This window comes from Psychroflexus gondwanensis ACAM 44 (assembly GCF_000355905.1).
Classification (GTDB): domain Bacteria; phylum Bacteroidota; class Bacteroidia; order Flavobacteriales; family Flavobacteriaceae; genus Psychroflexus; species Psychroflexus gondwanensis.
Map to the genome: position 1 here is coordinate 146,328 of NZ_APLF01000009.1, position 23,836 is coordinate 170,163.

The window sequence follows — 23,836 nt, forward strand, 5'->3', positions numbered from 1 at the left end:
CGCTCGAACATAAACAAGGAGAAAAGTAGGGCAGGGTTCTCGACTCCGCTTGCATAACAAAAAGTTCTCGACTCCGCTCGAACGTAAACAAGTAGCGCAAGGTTCTCGACTCCGCTCGAACGTAAACATGGTGTCAGGAAGGCTCGAACATAAACAGGGAGAAAAGTAGCGCAGGGTTCTCGACTCCGCTCGAACGTAAACAAGTAGCGCAAGGTTCTCGACTCCGCTCGAACGTAAACAAGTAGCGCAAGGTTCTCGACTCCGCTCGAACGTAAACAAGTAGCGCAGGGTTCTCGACTCCGCTCGAACGTAAACATGGTGTCAGGAAGGCTCGAACATAAACAAGGAGTCAGAAAGGCTTGAGCTTAAAATAAGCAACAAAATTTTAACACCTGTCCAAATCAGGATAAATAAATATTATTCCTATGTTTGCACCATGCTTAAAACAAATAACAATTCTTGGTGGTGGTCTTTATTACGTCAAACGTCGTGACCTAGATCCTGCTATGTAAATATATCATAAAGGCTTGTCTATCACGACAAGCCTTTTTTCATTTATAACATTTGAACCAACACTATGAGTTATTCACTTAAAACCACTTACAAAAAGCTTCTGGCCGATACCTTTACGCCAGTAAGTGCCTATCTAAAAATAAGGGATAGATACCCAAATTCTCTTCTTTTGGAAAGTAGCGATTACCATACCAACGATAACAGTTTTAGTTATATCTGTTGTAATCCTATTGCCCATTTTAAGGTTGAAAACGAACGGATAGAACTCAAGTATCCCGATGGCAGCTTTAAACATATCGATATCGATGCTGAGGTGAATGTTACCGATGAGCTTCAAAAGTATTTGGCTGAATACGATGTGGAAGAACAAGATTTTAAATTTTTAACGCAGGGTCTTTTTGGCTTTACCACTTACGATGCGGTAAGGTATTTTGAGAAACTGACAATCGATAAGAGCAAGTCCAAACTCGGCTTACCTGATATGCTTTACAATGTCTTTCAAAATGTGATTGTGATCAACCATTTCAATGATGAAGCTTATATTTTTGATCATAGTTATAATGGATCTAGTCGCCTTTCAGAATTGAAATCTTTGCTTAAGAATCAAAATTATACCGAATATGATTTTGAACTGGATGGGGAAGAGGAGTCCAATATTACCGATGAAGAATTTATGGCTTCCGTGAGTAAAGCGAAGGTGCACTGCCAACGTGGAGATGTTTTTCAAATGGTGATGTCCAGACGATTTTCTCAAGGTTTTAAAGGCGATGAATTTAATGTATATCGCAAATTGAGAAGCATCAACCCAAGTCCGTATTTGTTTTATTTCGATTTTGGTGACTATAAAATTTTTGGAAGTTCTCCGGAAGCCCACTTGGTGGTTCAAGACGGAAGAGCAGAAATACACCCTATTGCTGGGACTTTTAAGCGAACCGGGAACGATCAAGACGATGCTGTTATGGCCTTGAAATTGTCTGAAGATGCTAAAGAAAACTCTGAGCACGTGATGCTGGTCGATTTAGCCAGAAACGATCTAAGCCGAAATGGGAAAAAGGTCAAGGTAGAAACCTATAAAGAGGTGCAATATTTTTCGCACGTGATTCACTTGGTGAGTAAAGTAACGGCGGAGGTAAAGCAAGAAGACAGCTTAAAGCTCCTCGGCGATACCTTTCCTGCGGGAACGCTAAGCGGCGCTCCAAAACACAATGCGATGACTTTAATTGAGAGCTACGAAAACATAAGCCGTGAAGCTTATGGCGGAGCTCTAGGGGTTATTGATTTTAAAGGAAATATGAACCAAGCGATTATCATCCGTAGTTTTGTGAGCAAAGATTTGAAATTACATTACCAAGCGGGAGCAGGAGTCGTGAGCGACAGTACAGAAGAAAATGAATTACAAGAAGTCATCAACAAACTTGGTGCTTTGCGCAAAGCTTTAGACCACTAAAATTGAAACCATGAAAAAAATATTAGTTATAGATAATTATGATTCTTTTGTGTACAACTTGGTGCATTATTTGGAAGAATTTGGTGCAGATGTGACCGTTAAGCGAAACGATGAGGTCAGTTTAGAAGAGGTGGAGTTTTACGATAAAATTTTACTCTCTCCTGGTCCTGGTATTCCTGAGGAAGCTGGCCAGTTGAAGGCGATTATCAAAGCCTATGCTCACCAAAAACCAATGCTAGGTGTTTGCCTTGGTCAACAAGCTATCATGGAAGTCTTTGGTGGTGAGTTGTTGAATTTAGACAAAGTACACCACGGCGTGGCTACTGAAATTAAAACCCTGGTAGACGATGAGATTTTATACAAAGATCTGCCTAAAGCTATGATGGTAGGGCGTTACCATTCTTGGGTTGTTAAGCCGGAATTACCAGACTGCCTTATGGCAACCTCCATCGATGAGGAGGGACAAATCATGTCGCTACGACATAGGGAATTTGACGTGAGAGGGGTTCAGTTTCACCCGGAGTCGGTGCTGACACCAGAAGGAAAACAAATGATTAAAAACTGGATCGAAAGCTAATTCACTCTCAAAACGACTATAAAATGAAATATATACTCAATCGCTTAATTCAACAGGAACAGCTTTCTAAAGAGGAAGCCAAAGAAGCTCTTTTACAGATCTCCAATGGTGAGTTTAGTGATTTGCAAATCGCCTCTTTTCTAACTGTTTTTATGATGAGAAGCATCAGTGTCGAGGAACTAGAAGGCTTTCGCGATGCCTTGCTCGAGCTTTGTATTCCTGTAGATTTTCAAGGAGAAACCCTTATGGATTTGTGTGGTACTGGTGGTGATGGTCAAAACACCTTCAATGTGTCTACAGCGGCTTCGTTTGTAGTGGCTGCGATGGATGTAAAAGTTGCTAAACACGGTAACTACGGGGTATCTTCGGTGAGTGGGAGCTCAAATGTTTTGGAGGCGATGGGCATCAAATTTTCCAACGAACAAGGCTTTTTAGATTCTTGTCTGGAGAAAGCCAATATTGCCATTCTTCATGCACCGCTGTTTCATCCCGCTATGAAAAACGTAGCGCCTATCCGGCAGTCCTTAGCCCTAAAGACATTTTTTAATATGTTAGGACCTATGGTGAATCCCGCTCGTCCAGACTTGCAGTTAGTTGGAGTTTATGATTTGGAGCTCTTAAGAAAGTACCAATACCTCTACCAAAAAACGTCTAAGACCTATTGTATTTTGCATGATCTCAACCAGTATGATGAGATTTCGTTGACGGCGAAAACCAAATGCGTGACTAATTCCAAAGAAATCTTTCTTTCTGCTGAAGATTTTGGAGTCTTACCTGTGTCGAAAGAAGAGATTTATGGCGGTGATACGATAGAAGCTGCTGCCGCTATTTTTTATCAAATCCTCAGCGGAAAAGGGACAGCTGCTCAAAATCACGTGGTATGTGCCAATGCCGCCGCGGCTATTTCCACAGCAAAGCCAGTAGCGATAGGGGATGCCTTTATAGAAGCTAAAGCTATTTTGGAAGGTGGTAAAGCTTTAGAAGTATTAAATCAACTAAAAACCATAAGTCAGTCATGAAGCGGATTTTAGAAGAAATCATAGAGTACCAATATGTGGTAGTCAAACATAAGAAACTCAGTATGCCAGTGGAGGTTTTAAAATCCTTGCCTGAGTTTTCAAGCCCCACACGAAGTTTTAAGTCAGCAGTGGCAAATTCAGAATTGGGTATCATTTCAGAATTTAAGAGACGTTCCCCAAGTAAAGAAGCCATCCATCTAAAAGCAGATGTGATGGAGATTGCTCAAGCTTACGAACGGATGGGTGCAGCAGGCATGTCAGTTTTAACCAATCAGCGTTATTTTGGAGGGAGTCTAGAAGATTTACAATTGGCAAAATCGGTTTGTGACTTGCCTTTATTACGCAAAGATTTTATGGTCGATGCTTATCAGGTTTATGAAGCTAAAGCCTATGGCGCCGATGCTATTTTATTAATAGCGAATGCTTTGCCTGCTCAAAAACTAGAAGAATTGGCGGTTTTGGCGCATAATTTAGGTTTAGAAGTGCTTTATGAAATTCACGAAGCGGAAGAAATTTATAAATTATCAGAATCGCTTATCGACCTCATTGGAGTGAATAATCGGAATCTTCAAACTTTTGAGGTGTCCCTTCAGCAAGGCTTGGATATGTTGCCACATTTACCAAAAGACCTTCTAAAGATCTCCGAAAGTGGGATAGAAGATGAGGACACTATCAAACGTCTTATCGAACAAGGCTTTAATGGCGTTTTAGTAGGTGAGTTTTTTATGAAACAACATAAATCTAGCAAGTCATGAAGATAAAGGTATGCGGAATGAAAGACGCACAAAACATTGAGGCTATAAGTCAGTTGGAGGTAGATTACCTGGGTTTTATATTTTACAAAGCTTCCCCTCGATATGCCGAGACTCCAGTTAAACTATCGGAGGCTATCCGAAAAGTGGGAGTGTTCGTGAACGAAACTGAGGAGATCATCTTGGAGAAAGTCAAGCAATTCGATCTAGATGTGATTCAGCTTCATGGTCACGAAACCCCAGAGTTTTGCGAAAATATTTCTGAAGCTTTAGCTAAAAATGGATGTCCTAAGGTTGAACTTTGGAAGGTGTTTTCGATCAAAACCCCAGAGGATTTTGTAGGTATGGAGGCTTATAGTTTTTATGTCAATAAGTATCTTCTGGACACCAAAGGACAATACAGAGGCGGTAATGGACAAAAATTCGATTGGCAGATGCTATATCAGAAGGACTTTTCAAAACCCGTGATGTTAAGTGGAGGGATAGGTCCTGAGGATGCCAAAGCGGTCGTAAAACTGTATCAAGATGGTATAATAGAAGGTGTAGACGTTAATAGTGGCTTCGAAGACGAGCCCGGATTTAAAAATAAAACAGCATTAAAAAAATTCATTAAAACCATTAGAACTTATGAGCAAGTATAGCGCGAATGACAAAGGATTTTATGGTGATTTTGGGGGAGCTTACATCCCAGAATTATTGTATCCTAATGTGGAGGAATTAAGACAAAACTACAAGCAGATTATTGCTACGGATGATTTTCAGAAGCAATTTAAAAGTCTCTTAAAAGATTACGTAGGGCGACCAACGCCTTTATATCTAGCCGAAAATCTCAGCGAAAAGTATAAGGCTAAGATTTACCTAAAGCGTGAAGATTTATGTCACACTGGCGCACATAAAATCAATAACACCGTTGGGCAGATCCTACTGGCTAAGGCATTGGGCAAGCACCGCATTATTGCGGAGACAGGAGCAGGTCAACACGGGGTGGCAACAGCTACAGTTTGTGCATTAATGGGACTGGAGTGTATCGTCTATATGGGAGCTGTCGACATCGAGCGTCAAGCCCCTAACGTGGCGAGGATGAAAATGTTGGGAGCGACGGTTGTCCCAGCAAATTCAGGGAGTAAAACCTTGAAAGATGCTACTAACGAGGCGATTCGGGATTGGATTAACCATCCTAAAGACACCCATTACATTATCGGTTCTGTGGTAGGACCGCATCCGTATCCAGATATGGTCACTCAGCTGCAAAGTGTTATTTCCAAGGAAGTCAAAACGCAGTTATTAGAGAAGGAAGGTCGAGAATTACCCGATTATGTCATCGCCTGTGTTGGTGGTGGAAGTAATGCTGCGGGATTGTTTGCAGATTTTATGGATCACGAAGAGGTAGGGATTATCGGTGTAGAAGCATCTGGGAAAGGAGTGGAAACGAATGAGTCTGCGGCGACAACTATTTTAGGTCGAGAAGGCATCATCCACGGGAGTAAAACCTTGCTGATGCAAAATACCGATGGACAAATCACCGAGCCGTATTCTATTTCTGCAGGACTGGACTACCCAGGAATTGGACCTATGCACGCGCATCTCTATAAAACGGGGCGAGGCAAATTTGTCTCTATTACCGATGCTGAAGCTATGGAAGCAGGCTTAGAGTTGAGCCGAATTGAAGGGATTATCCCTGCGATAGAAACGGCACATGCCTTTGCGATTTTCAAGTATTTGGATTTCAAAGAAGACGATGTGTTGGTCTTTAACTGCTCAGGACGTGGCGATAAAGATTTAGATACCTATAGAACGTATTTCGGATATTAAGATCTTCGGAAAGACATACCGCTAGCTTAGACGCTTAGCAAATTTAATTTAAACCTCTTATGAATAGAATTAATAGAGCCTTGGCTCAAGATAAAAAATTGATTTCCATTTATTTCACCGCGGGATACCCGCAGTTGGAAGATACCACTGAAGTCATTAAACGCCTTACCGACTCGGGTACCGATGTGATTGAAATCGGGTTGCCGTATAGCGACCCTTTGGCGGATGGGCCTGTGATCCAAAAAAGCTCAGAGCAAGCCTTAAGAAATGGCATGAGTACCAAAAAACTATTTCAACAGCTGGAAGGTATTCGCAAAACGGTAGATATTCCTCTCATTGTGATGGGGTATTTCAATGCGATGTTACAGTTTGGAGTGGAAGATTTCTGTAAAGAATGTGAAGCTATTGGGATTGATGGGATAATTATGCCCGATTTACCCATCGATATTTTTGAAGTGGATTACAAAGAATTATTCGAGGCACATGGCTTAAAATTTATTCCGCTCATCACGCCAGAAACCTCTCCAAACCGAATTAATACCATCGATGCTTTAGGCGATAGTTTTGTCTATATGGTAAGTTCATCCAGCACCACTGGGGGCCAACAAGGCTTTGGAGACGAGGCCTTGTCTTATTTCAAACGCATAGCCGATATGCAACTTACTAATAAGTTGATGGTAGGCTTTGGCATCAAAGATGCGTTGAGTTTTGAACAAGCGAGCCGGTACACGAGTGGTTGTATAATTGGGTCAGCTTTTATTCAAACCCTCACCAAAACAGGATTGGACGGCATCCCAGGGTTTATTCAGTCGTTGAAGTAGGGTTGAGGTGATTTCCGTGCAAGCGATAGCGAGACACGGAATCTTTTCAAGTGGTGCACTAAGATTGAATAAAACTACTTTTTGAATTAAAAATTCTTAATTATTAATTGATAATTATTTTGACTCACTTGTCACTTCGAGTGATTTTCGATAGAAAATTGTATCGAGAAGTGCTTTTAAGCTATGGGATTAATCGATGTCTCTATAACATTTACGTTCTCTTTCTTTTTTGCATCGCCCAAAAAAGAAACAAATCCCCAAAGCTTTGGGGACTAGGCTTACGAAATTCCTCCTAAAATTATCGCTCACCCTCTAAATTTTAGAAACTCACCCTCCTAAAGTCGGTCTCAGACAGTCTAAAATTTTACGAGGCTTTTGCCTCAATTTTTACGGCTGAATTTAGTAGGCCGTTTTCTATGTATCGAGAAGCTTGCCACCTCGAACCTACAATTGTCATCTCGAGGGAAACGAAGTGACGAGAGAACTCTGTCCACCACTCACTATTACACCATTATACTAACACACTATTACACCATTATACTACTACACCACTATACCAACCCACCACTCACTATTACACCATTATACCACTACACCACTATACTAACCAACCACTCACTACTTACCACTCACTACTACACCATTATACTATTACACCACTATACTAACCAACCACTCACCACTCACTACTACACCACTATACGATTACACCATTATACTAACCCACCACTCACGACTCACTTGTCACTTCGAGTGATTTTCGATAGAAAATTGTATCGAGAAGTTATTTGAAGTCACGATATTAGTCCAGGTCTCTATAACATTTACGTCCTTATTCATTTTTTCCATTGATGAAAAAACGAACCAATCCCCAAAGCTTTGGGGACTAGGCTTACGAACTTCAGTCTAAAATTTACGTTTGATGTCTAAATTTTAGAAACTCTACCTCCTTAAGTCGGTCTCAGACAGTCTAAAATTTTACGACACCTTCACTTTAATTTTTACGCCCTCTTTTCGTAGGCCGTTTTCTAACTATCAAGTGACCGTTTTCATAAAAATTTGAATTTTGAATTTTGAAATTTTAAATATGAAATGATCAGTCTTAATGTGGCTTCGATACAATTTTTCAAAAGAAAAACCACTCAGCCACCGGTCCACCAGTTAACCAGTCTACCAGTCAACTACTCACTACAGACAGACAACAGACAACTGAAAACTGAAAACAGAGAACTCACCTCTCACGACTCACTTCTCACCACTCACCATTCACCAAAAATCCACTAAACCACTATACTAACCAACCACTCACTATTACACCATTATACTACTACACCACTATACTAATCCACCACTCACCACTCAACTCCAATCCCTCCCTTAGGCTTAATCGAGTTCTCGATACAATGGCTTTGGTCTATCGACACAAACCCATCACTCGAACTGACAAGGTTCTCATTACAACTTTTTTACTTACCTTTAGCGTTAGTAATGTAAAAGAGTAGTATGATTGTTTCTTTTCGCTCGAAAGAGACCAAGCAAATTTGGAATGGTAATCGGGTAAAGAAAATACCGATTGAAATTCAAAGAATAGGTCGCAGAAAATTGAGAATGTTGAACAATTCACAAGATATAACTGACTTAAGAATTCCTCCATCCAATCGACTTGAGAAACTAAGTGGAAATTTAAGCGGTTTTTACAGCATACGGATCAACAAGCAATGGAGAATAATTTTTAAGTGGGATAAGGGACTCGCAAGCGAGGTAGACATAAAAGATTATCACTAAAATCAAAGACAATGGAAAAGTTAGAAAATGTACATCCAGGTGAAATTTTATTATACGAATTTTTGAAACCACTCGACATTTCTGCCTATCGACTCTCGAAAGATTTGAGCATACCGCAAACACGAATTTCTGAAATCGTAAAAGGCCGTCGAAGAATAACAGCGGATACCGCTCTGCGTTTGAGTAAATATTTTGGGAATTCTGCAAAATTTTGGCTCGGACTTCAAGATGACTTTGATATCGAAGAAGGAAAAGAGCAGAAAAAAAGTGAGCTTAATTCAATAAAGAAATACGTTGATAAAAATGTTGCCCTTTAAAAGTTAGGGGTGAATAGCGAGCATGTTAAATTTTATTACTTATCAGTTTACAGTCTTCAGTCTACCAGTCTACCAGTTCATCCTTGTCATCTCGAGGGAAACGCAGTGACGAGAGATCTCTATCTACCAGTCTACAGTCACCGGACCACCGGTCTACTTGTCAACCAGTCTACCAGTTCACCAGTTTACCGCAAAGCGATAGCGCGACACGGAATCTTTTCAAGTGGTGCACTAAGGTTGAATACGTTATGTCACTTCGAGCCTGCCTGCGTTCCTTGGAAGGCAGGTGATTTTCGATAGAAAATTGTATCGAGAGGTTCTTTAATGTTAGGAGATTAGTCGAGGTCTACATAATATTTATATTCTTTTTCTTTTTTGCATCGCCCAAAAAAGAAACAAAAAAGACTAGGCTTATTTTTATGTCTTTGAAAACTACAAAAGCGGTTCCTCCACGCAAAGCAAACCGTTTCACTAGCGCTTTGCTCCTTTATCCTTTCTTCACCACTTTTTTGTTTTCTAACTTCCATAAAAAATAGGCCGTTTTCTAACTATCAAGTGACCGTTTTCATAAAAATTTGAATTGTCAATTTTGAAATTTTAAATATGAAATCTAATCCACCACTCATCTCTAATAGCTCCCTTAGGCTTAATCGAGTTCTCGATACAATGGCTTTGGTCTATCGACACAAACCCATCACTCGAACTGACAGAAACAACTGACAACTCACCACTCACCACTCACTTGTCACCACAGACAGACAACAGATAACAGACAACTCACGTCTCACGACTCACCACTCACCATTCACTAATCCACAAAAGTTTCTTTTAAAACCTCTTTACAATGGTCTATTTCAGATTGTTTAAGGGGGTCAAAAACGTTAAGGACTCTTTGTTTGTCGATGGTTCGGACTTGATCTATGACTATCATTCCTTTTTTACCATTGGATTCAACAGGTACTCGAGTGGGATAAGCTTTTAGAGTTGTTGTCATGGGTGCTATAACAATGGTCCTTATAAATTTATTCATTTCGTTTGGTGAAATAATGACACAAGGCCTTGTTTTTTTGATCTCGCTTCCCATTGTGGGATCTAAATTGACGAGGACAACTGAATATTGATTTAGTTCCATTCCTCAAAGGTATCTTCATCAAAAACATCATTGATAAGAAGCGTATCGTCATTATTTTTCGACATTTCTTTGAACTTTTTCTCCCAGTTTTTTCTAGGAGTATCCACAGGCCTAAGAATAATTTGACCTTTTTCTAAAATGAGCTCAACTTTATCTTTAATCTGGTATTTTTCCAATATAGTTTTACTCAACCTTAATCCTTTAGAGTTTCCTATTTTTATAATTGATACTTCCATATGTTGTAAATTGTATATACAAAGTTATTACTTTTATTGTTGTTTTGTTCTATTATTATGAAATTTATAGCAGACTCAAGACTTATTGTAATATGGCTTCGATACAATTTTTCAAAAGAAAAATCACTCAGCCACCCCCTCTCCCTTGACATACCGACAGAGAAGCCCTTTTTCTTCGACGAGGAATCTCTCCCATTCCGTGCAAGCGATAGCGAGATACGGAATCTTTTCAAGTGGTGTACTAAGTTTTAATGCTTTATGTCACTTCGAGTGATTTTCGATAGAAAATTGTATCGAGAAGTTCTTTAATTTTAGGAGATTAGTCCATGTCTCTATAACATTTACGTCCTTATTCATTTTTTCCATTGATGAAAAAACGAACCAAAAAAATCTAGGCTTATTTTTATGTCTTTGAAAACTACAAAAGCGGTTCCCCCACGCAAAGCAAACCGTTTCACTAGCGCTTTGCTCCTTTATCCTTTCTTCACCACTTTTTTGTTTTCTAACCTCCATAAAAAGTAGGCCGTTTTCTTTACATCGAGAAACTTGTCACTTCAAGCTGTCACTTCGAGTGATTTTCGATAGAAAATTGTATCGAGAAGTAGTTTGAAGTTATGGGCTAAAAAGAGTTCTCGATACAATGGCTTTGGTCTATCGACACAAACCCATTACTCGAACTGACAGAAAGAACTCACGACTCACGTCTCACCACTCACTATTATTCCATTATACTACTACACCACTATACAAACCCACCACTCACGACTCACCACTCACGACTCACGACTCACGTCTCACGACTCACTACTCACTATTTCACCATTATACTACTATACCACTACTCCTTTAAACTATTACACTACTTAATAACGCATACAAAGTCATTATTATCAAACTTTAACACTTAGCTAAAGTGCCTAATAATCGTCTTTTTAGTCTTTTTGTTGCAGTCTTAAGTCCTAATGTGGTACAAACATGTACAATAGTTGTATCATTTATACTATATTTGTCTTGACAGTCGATAGGGTGGAAGTTATCGGGTTTCACTAACAAATACTTAGCTCAACAATCAGCGATCTTACTAGCTCTCTCGATTTTTGAGCTTTTTTATGCTTAAAATTTAGGGTACGTGAAATTCGAGCTGATGCTTGTAGACAGCCATGGGGTTGGTTTTTAAATTCGAGCTGAAGATTTGAGTTAGCCGAGAGGTCGAAATGAACCAGTCGAGAAGAGTAAATCACGATAAGGAAAAGTGAAGACTATTACTCATGAAGTTAAATTTTTCATTTGAATAAGAAGAGCTCTAACTAGACTGCATAAAAAAGCCCTCTGGCGGGTGGAATTTACCAGAGGGCTTCACTAACACTTGGTTAGCTCATCAGCGATCTTACTAGCTCACTTTTTTGTAATTGACCGTCTGCAGTAAGTCCCTTAGGGCTTTTGCAGGTCTAAAGGAAATTTTAGCCTTCCTCACTAAGTTAGAAGTAACCTCTTCTTCGGTATCTACCGCGTCTGAACTTACTCCTATCTGGAAGTTGCCGATGTTGCCTAACTCGATGATTCTCCCTTCTCTAAGCTCATCCATCATGTTGTGTAATAAAGCCTCAAGGACAGCATAGCAGTCGGGCTTACGCACGGTGGACTGATTGGAGATTAGGTAGGCCAAACGGTCTAGATCAGTTTTACCAGCGCCAACGGCTTGGACATAAAACTTCTTTGGAGCTTCCACATCCCGTGGATTGACTCTCTGCAATGATTTTAATTGAATCATAACTTTTGAATTTATGGAACCTTAAGTTCCTGATTTATAATAAGGTAAAGATAATGCTCCCTACAAATGTTTATTTGAAAATGGTACAAAAGTTATCCACAAAGTTATCCACATTGGATCTGCCTCCTATGGTTACAAGGATTTGCGACTTTGACAAGAAAGAATTTATGAGTCTTAAATCGTTATTTGTTAAGCAAGATAATTTTGAGCTGTTGAAATCATGATGATTTGATAGGGTAATGACTGTATTAAACTAATGTAGATGCTAAAAGACTCCTAAAACCTCTAGGCAGCATAAAAAAGCTTTATGAAGTGATACCTCGAGCCTGCCTGCGTTCCTTGGAAGGCAGGTGATTTTCGATAGAAAATCGTATCGAGAAGTGCTTTTAAGCTATGGGATTAATCGATGTCTCTATAACATTTATGTTCTCTTTCTTTTTTGCATCGCCCAAAAAAGAAACAAAAAAGACTAGGCTTATTTTTATGTCTTTGAAAACTACAAAAGCGGTTCCCCCACGCAAAGCAAACCGTTTCACTAGTGCTTTGCTCCTTTATCCTTTCTTCACCACTTTTTTGTTTTCTAACCTCCATAAAAAGTAGGCCGTTTTCTTTCTATTGAGAGGTGGTCTAATGTTAGGTGCTCAATCGAGTTCTCGATACAATCGCTTTGGTCTATCGACACAAACCCATCACTCGAACTGACAGAAACTACTTACTAGTCGACAGTCCACAGTTATCAGTCACCAGTTCACTAGTCTACCAGTATACCAGTATACCAGTTCACCACTCACCATTCACCATTATACCACTACACCACTATACTAACCAACCACTCACCACTCACTATTCTACAACTCACAACTCACCATTCACCACTCACAACTCACCACTCACAACTACACCATTATACAACTACACCACTATACTAACCCACCATTCACCATTCACCACTCACGACTCACCACTCACCACTATACTAACCCACCACTCACCACTCACCACAGACAGACAACTGTCAACAGACAACAGAGAACCCCACCACTCACCACTCACCACAGACAACAGACAACTGACAACTGACAACAGACAACTGAAAACACACAACTGTCAACTGAAAACAGAAAACTGAGAACTCACCACTCAATACCAACAAAAATTGTAAATTTGGCCCAGAATTATAAATTTAAATCTCATCTCTACCAGGCAAGCTTAGCGTATAAGTTTGGATGGTTTGCAATGAGAGACTACAGTTAACGAAACGCTTTATGAACAGCACCAAAACTTCCTCTCAAGATTCTGATTGGTTATACGAGATTAAAGCAGAGAAGAAACTTCTAGATTTTAATTTTAAGGAAATTTGGAGGTACCGAGATCTACTGGTTTTATTTGTGAAACGGGATATAGTAACCGTGTATAAGCAAACTATACTCGGCCCGCTTTGGTTTTTAATTCAGCCGCTATTTACTTCTGTTATTTTTACATTGGTGTTCAATAATGTGGCTAATATCCAAACGGGTACTGTGCCAAGTTTTCTGTTCAACTTAGCGGGGATTACCGCTTGGACCTATTTTAGAGAATGTCTTACGGGTACTTCGGGCACCTTTACAAAAAACGCGGGTATCTTCGGCAAGGTGTATTTTCCTAGGGTCATTATGCCGATGTCGGTGACTATCTCCAACCTACTTAAGCTGGGTATACAACTTAGTATATTTGCGGGGTTTTACATTTACTTCGTGGCATCTGGTAAAGACATCAGCCCCAATGCCAATTTGGTGCTGTTCCCCGCTTATGTCTTTATAATGGGAATGACGGGTTTGGGTTTGGGCATGATCTTATCCTCTTTGACCACCAAATACAGAGATTTTACGGTGTTGATCACCTTCGGTGTACAATTACTGATGTATATCTCGGCTGTTCCTTTTCCTATGTCTGAGATCTTGGAAAAGAAACCAGAATACTTTTGGGTGTTTAAGTACAACCCTATCGCCCAGATCATAGAAGGCTTCCGGTATATGACTTTAGACACAGGACTTTTTACGTGGTGGGGCTTTTTCTATGCCTTAGGTTTTTCCTTAGTGGTGTTTTTTATGGGCTTAGCTATTTTTAACAGGACGGAGAAGAGTTTTATAGATACGGTGTAGCGCCAGAGGCGCGGTTAACAGTTAACAGTTGATAGTTAACCGACAACCAACAACTGATAACCGACAACTGATAACCAACAACCGATAACTGACAACTGACAACCGACAACCAACAACTGATAACCGATAACCGAATAATGAAATCTCATAAAGATTTAGACATATATAATCTAGCATTCGAGTATGCTGTTGAGGTTCATAAACTGACCTTGAAGCTACCTAAGTATGAGTTATATGAACAAGGGAGCCAGGTAAGACGTTCATCAAAAAGCATTAAAGACAATATTATAGAAGGTTATGGGCGTAAGGCTTATAAGAATGATTTTATAAAATTCTTGATCTACGCTTACGCTTCTTTGTTGGAGTGTAAATCACAATTGGAAATGATAAGTCAACTTTACCCTGATCTAGAGGTGGAATCAATGATTGTGAAATATGATGAATTAGGTGCAAAAATTTATAAATTTACCAACTATGTTGAATCTAATTGGAAAACCAACAGATAACCAACAACTGACAACTGATAACCAACAACCGATAACCAACAACCGACAACCGATAACCGACAACTGACAACCAACAACTGACAACTGACAACCGATAACCGACAACCGAAATGAATAACATTATTCTAACCGCCCAAAACATCTCCAAACAATACCGCCTTGGTGTGGTAGGAACGGGGACGCTGAGTCACGACCTCAACCGGTGGTGGGCGAGTTTAAGGGGTAAAGAAGATCCGTACCTAAAAATTGGGGCTGAAAACGACCGCAGTAAAAAAGCAGAGACTGACTATGTGTGGGCTCTACGCGATATCAATTTTGACGTTTACGATGGCGATGTGTTAGGGATTATTGGGAAAAATGGTGCAGGAAAATCTACTTTGCTCAAAATCTTATCGCGAGTGACTTCTCCCACTACGGGAACCATCAAGACCAAAGGAAGAATCGCTTCGCTACTGGAGGTGGGCACAGGGTTTCATCCCGAATTGACTGGTCGTGAAAACATTTACTTGAATGGAGCTATTTTAGGGATGACCAAAGCAGAAATCAGAGAAAAGGAAGAAGAGATCATTGAGTTTTCAGGATGCCAGCTGTATGTGGATACGCCCGTGAAGCGGTATTCCTCAGGAATGCGGGTGAGATTGGCTTTTGCGGTAGCGGCTCACCTCGAGCCAGATATTCTGGTGGTGGACGAAGTCCTTGCCGTAGGCGATGCCGAGTTCCAAAAGAAAGCCATTGGTAAAATGAAAGATATCTCTGGTAACGATGGGCGAACCGTCCTGTTTGTCAGTCATAATATGGCGGCGGTAAAAAGTTTATGTACCCGAGGGATTGTCTTGGAAAATGGGAAAATAGCTTTTGAAGGTGGGACAGATGATTGTGTTAGTTATTATTTGAGTAAAAAAGATAATGATGCTACTGAAACTTTTCCAATTAAATTTGATGAGGGCGAAATATCGAAATTTGTAGTCCTTGATTTTATTGGAAATAACTCAAACTTGTTGTTGGGTGAAAGATGCTCATTTGAATTAAACTTAAGAATTAAAAATCCAAAATCAACCAGAATTAATGTTAGGTATCAGGTTTTTGATAAAGACGAAAAATTAATTACCACACTAAATACATTTCATCTAAATGCTAATAAAGTTTTAGAAAAATTCGATCAAAGTTTTGTTTGTTTTATTTCTAAACTTAAAATTTCACCTGGATTATATGACCTTGGAATTCAAATTTTAGATTTAAACTCCAAAAAAGTTTTGTATCAAAACGATGTTTTTAGTGAGGTTGTAGTAGAATCTGGCGATGTATTCAAAACAGGAAAAATTCCTTCTAAAGAAAATCTCGGAGTATTTTTATCTGATCAAACTTGGCAAATCAAATAAAAGAAATGATTTCACATAAGCATAAGTTTATATTTATACATATTCCTAAATGTGCGGGTTCATCAATAGAAACTGCGTTTGGTATCGATGTTAATGTAAACGAACTTAATAATGAACATCTATTTGGGTGGGATCCGACTTATAAAATCTATTTGCAACATGCCACTCCTCAGCAATTATTGGATTATAAATTTGTGACACCTCAGCAATGGGACACTTATTATAAATTTATTATTGTAAGAAATACTTGGGATAAAGTCATGTCAGATTTTTTTTGGTTTAGAGAAACTAAAAGGTTTTCAGGGTCTTTTGATGATTATTTATTTGGCAAAAATGATTTTTCAAGATTTATGAATAAGGGAGAAAAGAAATATAGGGGAGACCACCTCACCTCTCAGACTGATTTTATGTTTTTGAATTCCAAGGAAATTAAATTTGACAAAATAATTTATTTTGATAAAAAAAATCTTGATAAAGAATTTGATGGTCTAGTAAAAGATCTCGAATTGTCTGATGGTTTTTTTAAAAGAAGAGTACAAGTTGGTAAAAAATTCAAGAAGCATTACTCTAAATTTTATACCAATAAAATGAAAAATCAGGCGTATAAAAAGTATAAAAAAGATGTATATTTTTTTGACTTTAATTTTGAAGATAAAAGAAATTGGTTGGATTTTTTGAAACTAAAATTCAATTAATATGAAGCATAAAAGGGTTTTTTGGGTATTAATTGGTAATGAGAACACTGGAAGTTCCAGAATTCATGGTCATAAAGTACATCAAGCATTACTTCGTAAAGGGATAAAATCTAAAATACTAAAGCAAGGAAATAGTACTCTTACTCTTAAAAAAAAAATATGGATGCTTCTTTTTCTTAAAAAAGGAGATTTATTAATTCTTCAAAAAAGGAAAGAATTATCACTAAGGAAGTTACTAAGTTTATTGAAATTTAAAAGAGTTAATATTGCTTTTATTGATTGTGATTTGCCAAAATGTGATGATTCCTTGGTTAAATATTTCGATTATATAATCGGTACTTCAAAAAATTTATTTCAATTATATCAGCGACATCATCCACAAAAAAAAGTTAGGTATATTCCTGATGCCGTAGAATATTTTGAGAAGAAAAAATATATACATAATAAAAAGGCTATATTTTTTGGATGGTTGACTGAATCTAGAATTGAAAAAATTAATTCATTAAAAAAACTTTTTGAATCATTAGGCTGGGAAATTCATACTATGTCAAACAATCCCCAAGCAGACATAAAATGGAATGATTGGAAGAAGATAGAAACTTTCGAGATAATCAGTCAATACAGTGCTAGTTTAATAGCTGTTGATGATGATATGTTATCAAAATATAAATCTTCTAATAGAGTTTTACAATCTCTTGCAGTTGGGAATATTGTTCTTTGTAGCGATATTGAGGCTTATAGAGAAGTTATTGTTGAAGGTGAGAATGGATTTATTTGCTCCAGTGCTTTGGAATGGAAAAATGCGCTAAATCAAATTTCAGATCAAAATAAACGTAATAAAATTATTGAGAGAGGCTATGAAACCGCCCAAAATTATACTATGGATAAAGTTATTTTGAAATGGATTTATTATTTAGAATTGTAAATAAACATGTTTAAAAGGCATAAAGTCAAAATTTTATTTGCAATTAACAATCTGACTTACGGTGGAATTCAGACGCAAGCTCTAACTTTAGCAAAAGAATTTCAAAAGAAAGGGGCTAAGATTTATTTTTTTTGGACTACAAAATATGAAGAAGACTTTGTTAAGAAAGAATTGATAAAAAATGGCTTTAACATTATTGACGGTAGATTCATAAAAGACAAGTTTTGGGGAAAATATTCATGGCGTTTGCAGCGTTACGTGCCATTGATAAAAACAATTTTATTATCAAGATTCTACGGTTTTGATTATGTTATACCCTACCATGATAATCTGTGCCATTTTTTCGGGACTATACTTCCATATACAGGTGCTAAAAAAACTATCTTTCATATTCGGAACACCGTACTAGAAAATAAACCAAGACAAAGTTGGTATTTAAAGAAGGCCTTGCATAACCAACCTGTAATAATTGCTAACTCAATACACGCAGGATTGAAATTCCAAGAGGTGTATGGTAATTCGTATAACTTAAATATAAGTACTATTTATAACGGGCTTAGATTAAGAAATATAGACCATTCAAAAAATTGGAAGTCGTTTTTTGGAGTTGATAGATATGATTTTGTTGTGTCTTCAATCGCTAATTTTTTTAAAGAAAAAGATTATAGTACAGTTTTTAAGGCTTGGAAGCTTTTTTTAGAATCTACAAATTCCAATGCAGTACTATTAATCGCAGGAGATGAGGGTGCGGAAGGAATGATGAAACTATATAAGCAAGAAGTTAAACAACTAGGAATTGATAGTAATGTAATTTTTTTAGGGAGGTCATTTTACAACATGGAACTACTTTCTATAACAAACTGTAATATTTTAAGCACACAGAATGAAGGTTTACCTAATGTAGTTATTGAAACAATTGGTATTGGTGCGCCGTTTATTGGAACAAATGTAGAAGGTGTAAGAGAAGTTGTTGGAGAAAATTATCCAATACCTTTATTTAAAGTTGGAAACGAAGAAGCACTTTGTCAAACCTTGACTGACTTTTTTGATAAGAAATACGATTTAGATAAAATTAAAAAATATTCAGCACTGAGGTTTCAAAAATTTTCTACTGAAGCATTGATAAAAAGTTATTCTAAGATTATAAAAGTATAATATATGAGTCGTAACTAAACATCACAATGCTCTTCAACTCACTTGACTTCGCCATATTTCTACCTATAGTATTTTTACTCTATTGGTTTGTATTTCAAAAACATTTGCGAGCACAAAATGCCTTAATTGCGGCAGCAAGTTATCTCTTTTATGGATGGTGGGATTGGCGGTTTTTAACTTTAATTATATTTAGTTCACTTGTAGATTACATAGTTGGCTTACAATTGGAAAAAACTGATGGAAAGCAAAGGCGGAAAGTCTTGTTATGGATAAGTATTATTATCAATTTAGGCTTTCTTGGCTTTTTTAAGTACTTCAATTTTTTTATTGATAATTTTGTTAGTGCATTTAGTTTCTTCGGTTATCAAATCCCTTCAACTAGTTTAAATATAATTCTTCCTGTTGGAATAAGCTTTTATACATTTCAAACCTTAAGCTACACCATAGATGTTTATAGAAAAAAATTAAAACCAACAAAAGATTTCGTTGCCTTTACAGCTTTTGTAAGTTTTTTTCCACAATTAGTAGCTGGCCCAATCGAGCGTGCCACTAATTTATTGCCTCAGTTTTATACGAAGCGAAAATTTGACTACAACGAAGCTGTGTTAGGGATGCGCCAAATTTTATGGGGTTTATTTAAAAAGGTGGTCATTGCAGATAACTGTGCTCAATTGGCAAATGATATTTTTAACAATTCAGCAGATTATGGTGGTACGAGTTTAGCTCTTGGGGCATTAATGTTCACATTTCAGATTTATGGAGATTTTTCAGGTTATTCTGATATTGCTATTGGTACAGCTCGTTTATTTGGTTTTAAATTGATGAAAAACTTCGCATTCCCCTATTTTTCAAGAGATATTGCCGAGTTTTGGCGTCGGTGGCATATTTCATTATCCACTTGGTTTAGGGATTATTTATACATTCCACTTGGTGGTAGTCGTGGAGGCACTTTGATGAAAGTACGCAATACCTTTATTATTTTTATAGTGAGTGGATTTTGGCATGGTGCTAATTGGACTTTTATTGTTTGGGGTGCTTTAAATGCCATTTACTTTTTACCTTTATTATTACGAAATAAAAATAGAGTCCATACTGGTGGTATTGCAGAAAATAGAGTTCTGCCAACCTTTAAAGAATTGAGAGGTATGCTTTTGACCTTTTCTTTAACGGTTCTAGCGTGGGTTTTTTTTAGAGCTGAAGACATGGCACATGCAGGTCAGTTCCTAATGGATTTGTTTTTAGGTTTAGCGGATTATATGAATTATTATAAAACTTATCGCTTGCTTTATAATTTCAACCCTTCCTTAGTGTTTTTAATAATTTTCTTCTATCTAATAGAGTGGTTTGGAAGGCATAATGATTTTGCAATACAAAAACTCTTAAAAAACTCACCAAGAATTATACGTTTCATTTTTTACAGTTTACTAATTTATTTAATTTTTAATTTCATGGTAGCGGAAGAAACACCGTTCATATATTTTCAATTTTAAACTATTATGAAACGCTTTATAAAAGATTTTTTTATTTTTTCCTTAGTATCATCATTAATATTGGGTTTGTTTTTTTTGGTTGGTTTTGAACTACTTCCTTTTAGAGTTATGCCTAATATTAAGTATATAGGAGAAGGCTATGGTTTTAGTGACATAAGATTTAAAGAAGTTGATACTTTAAATGATATTGATATTTTATTTTTAGGTTCATCACATGCTTACAGGGGCTTTGATACACGCAATTTTGATAGTATAGGCTTTAGAGCATTTAACTTAGGTTCAAGTGCTCAAACCCATGATCAAACTCAAATATTACTTAAAAGATATCTGAAAGAATTAAACCCAAAATTGGTTGTTTATGAAGTATTCCCTAATGTATTTAAAAACTCAGGTATAGAGTCAAATTTGGACTTGATAAACAATGATATTGTTGACTATTTAAATTTTAAATCAGCTCTTAGGGTAAATAATGTCCAAGTTTATCAAACTTTAGCTCATGCTTATTACAAGCAAAAATTTAAGTCTCAAAATAAAATTAAATCGTACACAAGATCAAACGACACTTACATTAGAGGTGGCTATGTAGAAAAAGCCATTAAACCTAAATACACAAATTTTAAACCACAAAAAGGGTGGGAATTAAATAAACTACAAAAATCAAGCTTCAAACAAAACATTGAAATGTTTAAGAGTGAAAATATTAAATACATTTTAGTGTTTGCTCCTGTAAGTTCGAGTTTCTATAAATCTATTGACTTAAAAAAGTTTAATAATTTTATAAGATCCTACGGGAATTATTATGATTTTAATAGAATTTCGAATATGAATGATTCTTTACATTTTTACGATCCTCATCATTTAACTCAAGAAGGAGTAGATAAGTTTAATACTGATTTTATTCATATTTTAAAAGATCATGTATTAATTAAATAATTCTAATACTATTCAAACTTAATTCAATGCTCAACCCAGACAGTTCTTATTCTTAATTAATAGACTAAAGCAGAAGTCGGGACAGCATGATAATAATCAAAAACAAAATGGAAAAAACAACCACGAAAATTCGGATAAATTAATAACTCATCCCTAAAATTCGTAATATTGCAATACTAATTTATTATCCATGAGTGACCAGCCTTTAGTCTCCATCATTATCCCCACTTACAACCGAGCCCATCTGATCGGGGAGACCCTGGACTCGGTAGTAGCCCAGACTTACGAGAATTGGGAATGTATTATTGTGGATGATGGTTCTAGTGACAACACCGATGAGGTTGTTGGGGCTTATGTTGAAAAAGATGCTCGTTTTAAATATTTTCATCGGCCTGAGGAACATCTTCCCGGTGGGAATGGTGCTCGTAATTATGGGTTTAAAATGAGTCAAGGGGAGTATATCCAATGGTTTGATTCTGATGATTTGATGCTTAAGGAAAAAATTGCTGAACAATATAAAGATATTCTAAAAGAAAAATCAGATTTACAAATTTGTACCGGGTTTAAAGATAAAGAGGGTGTGTTATTACCAATCAAACAAAATTTAAAAATTTCTTTGTTTAAACAATTTGCTTTAAATAAAACTGAAATATTGACACCTACTGCTCTATTTAAAAAAAAATTTCTTAAAAAAAATGATATAATTTTCAATGAAAAAATAAAAAGAGGTCAGGAAGCTGTTTTTTTTCTAGATGTTCTATCAAAAATTATGGTAAGTAATGTCCATCAATCTTCCAAAAAACTTTTTGTGTATAAACTTCATAACTCATCTATTAGCGGTAAGGATAGAAAATTTTCAGAAGAAAACTCTCAATCAAAATTTTTTCTTTACAAAGAAATTTTTAACAACAATAAAAAAACATATCAGGATGATGAAATTAAGATTAAAATGTTAAAAAAAATGGCTAGAATCTTCTTGACTTCTATTTATTATAATGACCCTAAAGCAACCGAATATTACAACTTTCTAATTCAAAACTTAAATAGAAACCTTTATAAAATCAAAACTATTTTTTGTTATTACAAGTGTATAGGTTTCAGGTCAATAAAGATTAGAAACCTATTTAACAATTTTGTTTTAAAAAATTTTTCATGAAATTAATTTCCGTCATAATACCTACGAGAAATAGGAATAAATATATTATAGACCTATTAGACGACTTGCAAAATCAAGTTTTACCTAGTAATTGCAAATTAGAGATAATTGTTGTTGACCAATCAGATAAACCCACAGTTTACAATCATTGCCGTTATTATCATTTATCAACTACTGGGCCTTGCCAATCAAGGAATTATGGAGTTAGAAAATCAAAAGGTGAGATCTTAATTTTTTTAGATGATGATGCACGTGTAGAGTCTGATTTTATCAAAGAATTGGTGCAACCTATTCTAGAAAGCAATTATGATGCAAGTGCTGGAGCCAACTGTGATGTTGAAGGTAATTATCCTCTAGGTGAAGAACAATTTTTCAAAATGAAAAGCTTCAATTTTATTCAAACTATAACTGCGAATCCCAACTCTCCAAAATCTAGGCCTACAATTGCCATCCCAGGGTGTTGCTGTGCAGTTACTAAAAAAGTGTTCAACGAAGTAGGAGGGTTTGATGAAAGTTTTGATCCAACTGGGGCCGGTGAAGATAGAGACTTTGCATTAAATCTATTCACAAGTGGTTACAAGATGTATTACAATCATAAAGCTCGTCTCTTTCACATTGGCGCAAGTAGTGGTGGAAGCAGAGATGTAGGTAGTAGAAGTTTTAATTTGCAGGTTAATACTCACAAGATCGCCAAGAAATATTTTTCTGACGTGCAAGCTGATGCTTTAAAATATTTGATACTAAGGGAATATAAATCAAAAATATTTAAAAAAATATTGAAACCGAAATTATCAATTTATCATTATAAGAAATATTTATCAATGAAAAAAGAATTGAACCAAAATTGATTTTAAAGAATAGTAATATTCAGTTGTCTTATTTGGTTAATCATGCAGTTAATAACCTCTTCTTTTATTGAAGCAAAAAAGGATGTCTATTTATCATTTGATTAAATGCTTGACTTCTAACATTAAAATTGTAATGATCTACCAAAACAATTAGAAATAATTTGAAATCGGTTTTTAGTTGTGTAATTTACCAATTATCTATATCACACAGTTCTCATGAATGCATACTAAAAAATTCGTCAATTCAAAATTTACTTCTTTATTAAACTCAAATCAATAAGGTAGAGTAATTTTATTAGGCTGTAGATAAAGTTATTAAATAATTCGGTAAATAATTTTACTACTATTATAAATTTATTTAGAAAACTATTGGTTTTTCTAAGATTTATGGTTTAAGAGGTTGGAAATTATGTAAGCCTTATCTTT

The 23,836-nt window shown here is 36.4% G+C and carries 22 protein-coding genes; 19 read left to right on the forward strand and 3 right to left on the reverse strand.

From position 1 onward, the window contains the following. Positions 1-577: 577 nt before the first annotated feature. From PGOND44_RS09515 to PGOND44_RS09555, 9 genes are all read left to right on the forward strand, one after another. Complete coding sequence (locus PGOND44_RS09515; RefSeq protein ID WP_003440693.1) at positions 578-1,960, forward strand: anthranilate synthase component I family protein; 1,383 nt, start codon at positions 578-580, stop codon at positions 1,958-1,960. Positions 1,961-1,970: 10 nt separating this feature from the next. After that, positions 1,971-2,537: an anthranilate synthase component II gene (locus PGOND44_RS09520; RefSeq protein WP_003440694.1), complete on the forward strand. Its 567-nt coding sequence runs from the start codon at positions 1,971-1,973 to the stop codon at positions 2,535-2,537. Positions 2,538-2,560: 23 nt separating this feature from the next. Further along, positions 2,561-3,556, forward strand: coding sequence for an anthranilate phosphoribosyltransferase (gene trpD, locus PGOND44_RS09525; protein WP_003440695.1), 996 nt, complete (start codon positions 2,561-2,563; stop codon positions 3,554-3,556). Then, positions 3,553-4,311, forward strand: a complete 759-nt coding sequence (gene trpC / locus PGOND44_RS09530; RefSeq protein ID WP_003440696.1) for an indole-3-glycerol phosphate synthase TrpC — start codon at positions 3,553-3,555, stop codon at positions 4,309-4,311. The genes trpD and trpC overlap by 4 nt, the downstream gene beginning before the upstream one ends. Then, positions 4,308-4,949, forward strand: a complete 642-nt coding sequence (locus PGOND44_RS09535) for a phosphoribosylanthranilate isomerase (RefSeq protein WP_003440698.1) — start codon at positions 4,308-4,310, stop codon at positions 4,947-4,949. The genes trpC and PGOND44_RS09535 overlap by 4 nt, the downstream gene beginning before the upstream one ends. Next, the gene (gene trpB / locus PGOND44_RS09540; protein ID WP_003440700.1) at positions 4,936-6,120 is read left to right on the forward strand and encodes a tryptophan synthase subunit beta; all 1,185 of its coding nucleotides are present in this window, start codon (positions 4,936-4,938) and stop codon (positions 6,118-6,120) included. Before PGOND44_RS09535 ends, trpB begins: the two co-directional genes overlap by 14 nt. Before the next feature lie 59 nt (positions 6,121-6,179). Next, positions 6,180-6,941: a tryptophan synthase subunit alpha gene (trpA, locus tag PGOND44_RS09545; protein WP_003440703.1), complete on the forward strand. Its 762-nt coding sequence runs from the start codon at positions 6,180-6,182 to the stop codon at positions 6,939-6,941. A 1,503-nt stretch (positions 6,942-8,444) separates the two neighbouring features. Then, entirely contained in the window at positions 8,445-8,726 is a 282-nt protein-coding gene (locus tag PGOND44_RS09550; RefSeq protein WP_003440705.1) for a type II toxin-antitoxin system RelE/ParE family toxin, read from the forward strand. Between the two features lie 11 nt (positions 8,727-8,737). Then, positions 8,738-9,043: a HigA family addiction module antitoxin gene (locus PGOND44_RS09555; protein ID WP_003440707.1), complete on the forward strand. Its 306-nt coding sequence runs from the start codon at positions 8,738-8,740 to the stop codon at positions 9,041-9,043. 808 nt (positions 9,044-9,851) lie between these two features. Here the strand turns inward: PGOND44_RS09555 and PGOND44_RS09565 are convergent. From PGOND44_RS09565 to PGOND44_RS09580, 3 genes are all read right to left on the reverse strand, one after another. After that, on the reverse strand, positions 9,852-10,175 hold the full coding sequence (locus tag PGOND44_RS09565) for a type II toxin-antitoxin system PemK/MazF family toxin (RefSeq protein ID WP_003440711.1): 324 nt from the start codon (positions 10,173-10,175) through the stop codon (positions 9,852-9,854). Further along, on the reverse strand, positions 10,166-10,411 hold the full coding sequence (locus PGOND44_RS09570) for an AbrB/MazE/SpoVT family DNA-binding domain-containing protein (protein WP_003440713.1): 246 nt from the start codon (positions 10,409-10,411) through the stop codon (positions 10,166-10,168). The genes PGOND44_RS09565 and PGOND44_RS09570 overlap by 10 nt, the downstream gene beginning before the upstream one ends. 1,390 nt (positions 10,412-11,801) lie before the next feature. Further along, positions 11,802-12,182 (reverse strand): HU family DNA-binding protein, encoded by a 381-nt coding sequence (locus tag PGOND44_RS09580; RefSeq protein ID WP_003440719.1) that lies wholly within the window; start codon positions 12,180-12,182, stop codon positions 11,802-11,804. Positions 12,183-13,447: 1,265 nt separating this feature from the next. Here PGOND44_RS09580 and PGOND44_RS09585 point away from each other — a divergent pair. The 10 genes from PGOND44_RS09585 to PGOND44_RS09630 all read left to right on the forward strand — a co-directional run bounded on the left by PGOND44_RS09585 (position 13,448) and on the right by PGOND44_RS09630 (position 23,410). Beyond that, on the forward strand, positions 13,448-14,323 hold the full coding sequence (locus tag PGOND44_RS09585; protein ID WP_003440722.1) for an ABC transporter permease: 876 nt from the start codon (positions 13,448-13,450) through the stop codon (positions 14,321-14,323). 137 nt (positions 14,324-14,460) lie between these two features. Further along, positions 14,461-14,829, forward strand: a complete 369-nt coding sequence (locus tag PGOND44_RS09590; RefSeq protein ID WP_003440725.1) for a four helix bundle protein — start codon at positions 14,461-14,463, stop codon at positions 14,827-14,829. 110 nt (positions 14,830-14,939) lie between these two features. Beyond that, the gene (locus PGOND44_RS09595) at positions 14,940-16,208 is read left to right on the forward strand and encodes an ABC transporter ATP-binding protein (protein ID WP_003440727.1); all 1,269 of its coding nucleotides are present in this window, start codon (positions 14,940-14,942) and stop codon (positions 16,206-16,208) included. A gap of 5 nt (positions 16,209-16,213) precedes the next feature. Further along, a complete protein-coding gene (locus PGOND44_RS09600) occupies positions 16,214-16,903 on the forward strand; it encodes a sulfotransferase family 2 domain-containing protein (protein WP_003440730.1) in 690 nt (229 codons plus the stop codon). 1 nt (position 16,904) lies between these two features. After that, positions 16,905-17,828, forward strand: a complete 924-nt coding sequence (locus PGOND44_RS09605; RefSeq protein WP_003440733.1) for a glycosyltransferase — start codon at positions 16,905-16,907, stop codon at positions 17,826-17,828. Positions 17,829-17,834: 6 nt separating this feature from the next. Then, positions 17,835-18,983: a glycosyltransferase gene (locus PGOND44_RS09610; RefSeq protein WP_003440739.1), complete on the forward strand. Its 1,149-nt coding sequence runs from the start codon at positions 17,835-17,837 to the stop codon at positions 18,981-18,983. 26 nt (positions 18,984-19,009) lie between these two features. Continuing rightward, a complete protein-coding gene (locus PGOND44_RS09615) occupies positions 19,010-20,473 on the forward strand; it encodes an MBOAT family O-acyltransferase (RefSeq protein ID WP_003440747.1) in 1,464 nt (487 codons plus the stop codon). A gap of 6 nt (positions 20,474-20,479) precedes the next feature. Next, on the forward strand, positions 20,480-21,406 hold the full coding sequence (locus PGOND44_RS09620) for a hypothetical protein (RefSeq protein WP_003440750.1): 927 nt from the start codon (positions 20,480-20,482) through the stop codon (positions 21,404-21,406). Positions 21,407-21,596: 190 nt separating this feature from the next. Beyond that, on the forward strand, positions 21,597-22,562 hold the full coding sequence (locus tag PGOND44_RS15025; protein WP_003440753.1) for a glycosyltransferase family 2 protein: 966 nt from the start codon (positions 21,597-21,599) through the stop codon (positions 22,560-22,562). After that, positions 22,559-23,410: a glycosyltransferase family 2 protein gene (locus PGOND44_RS09630; protein ID WP_003440756.1), complete on the forward strand. Its 852-nt coding sequence runs from the start codon at positions 22,559-22,561 to the stop codon at positions 23,408-23,410. The genes PGOND44_RS15025 and PGOND44_RS09630 overlap by 4 nt, the downstream gene beginning before the upstream one ends. Positions 23,411-23,836: the final 426 nt, after the last annotated feature.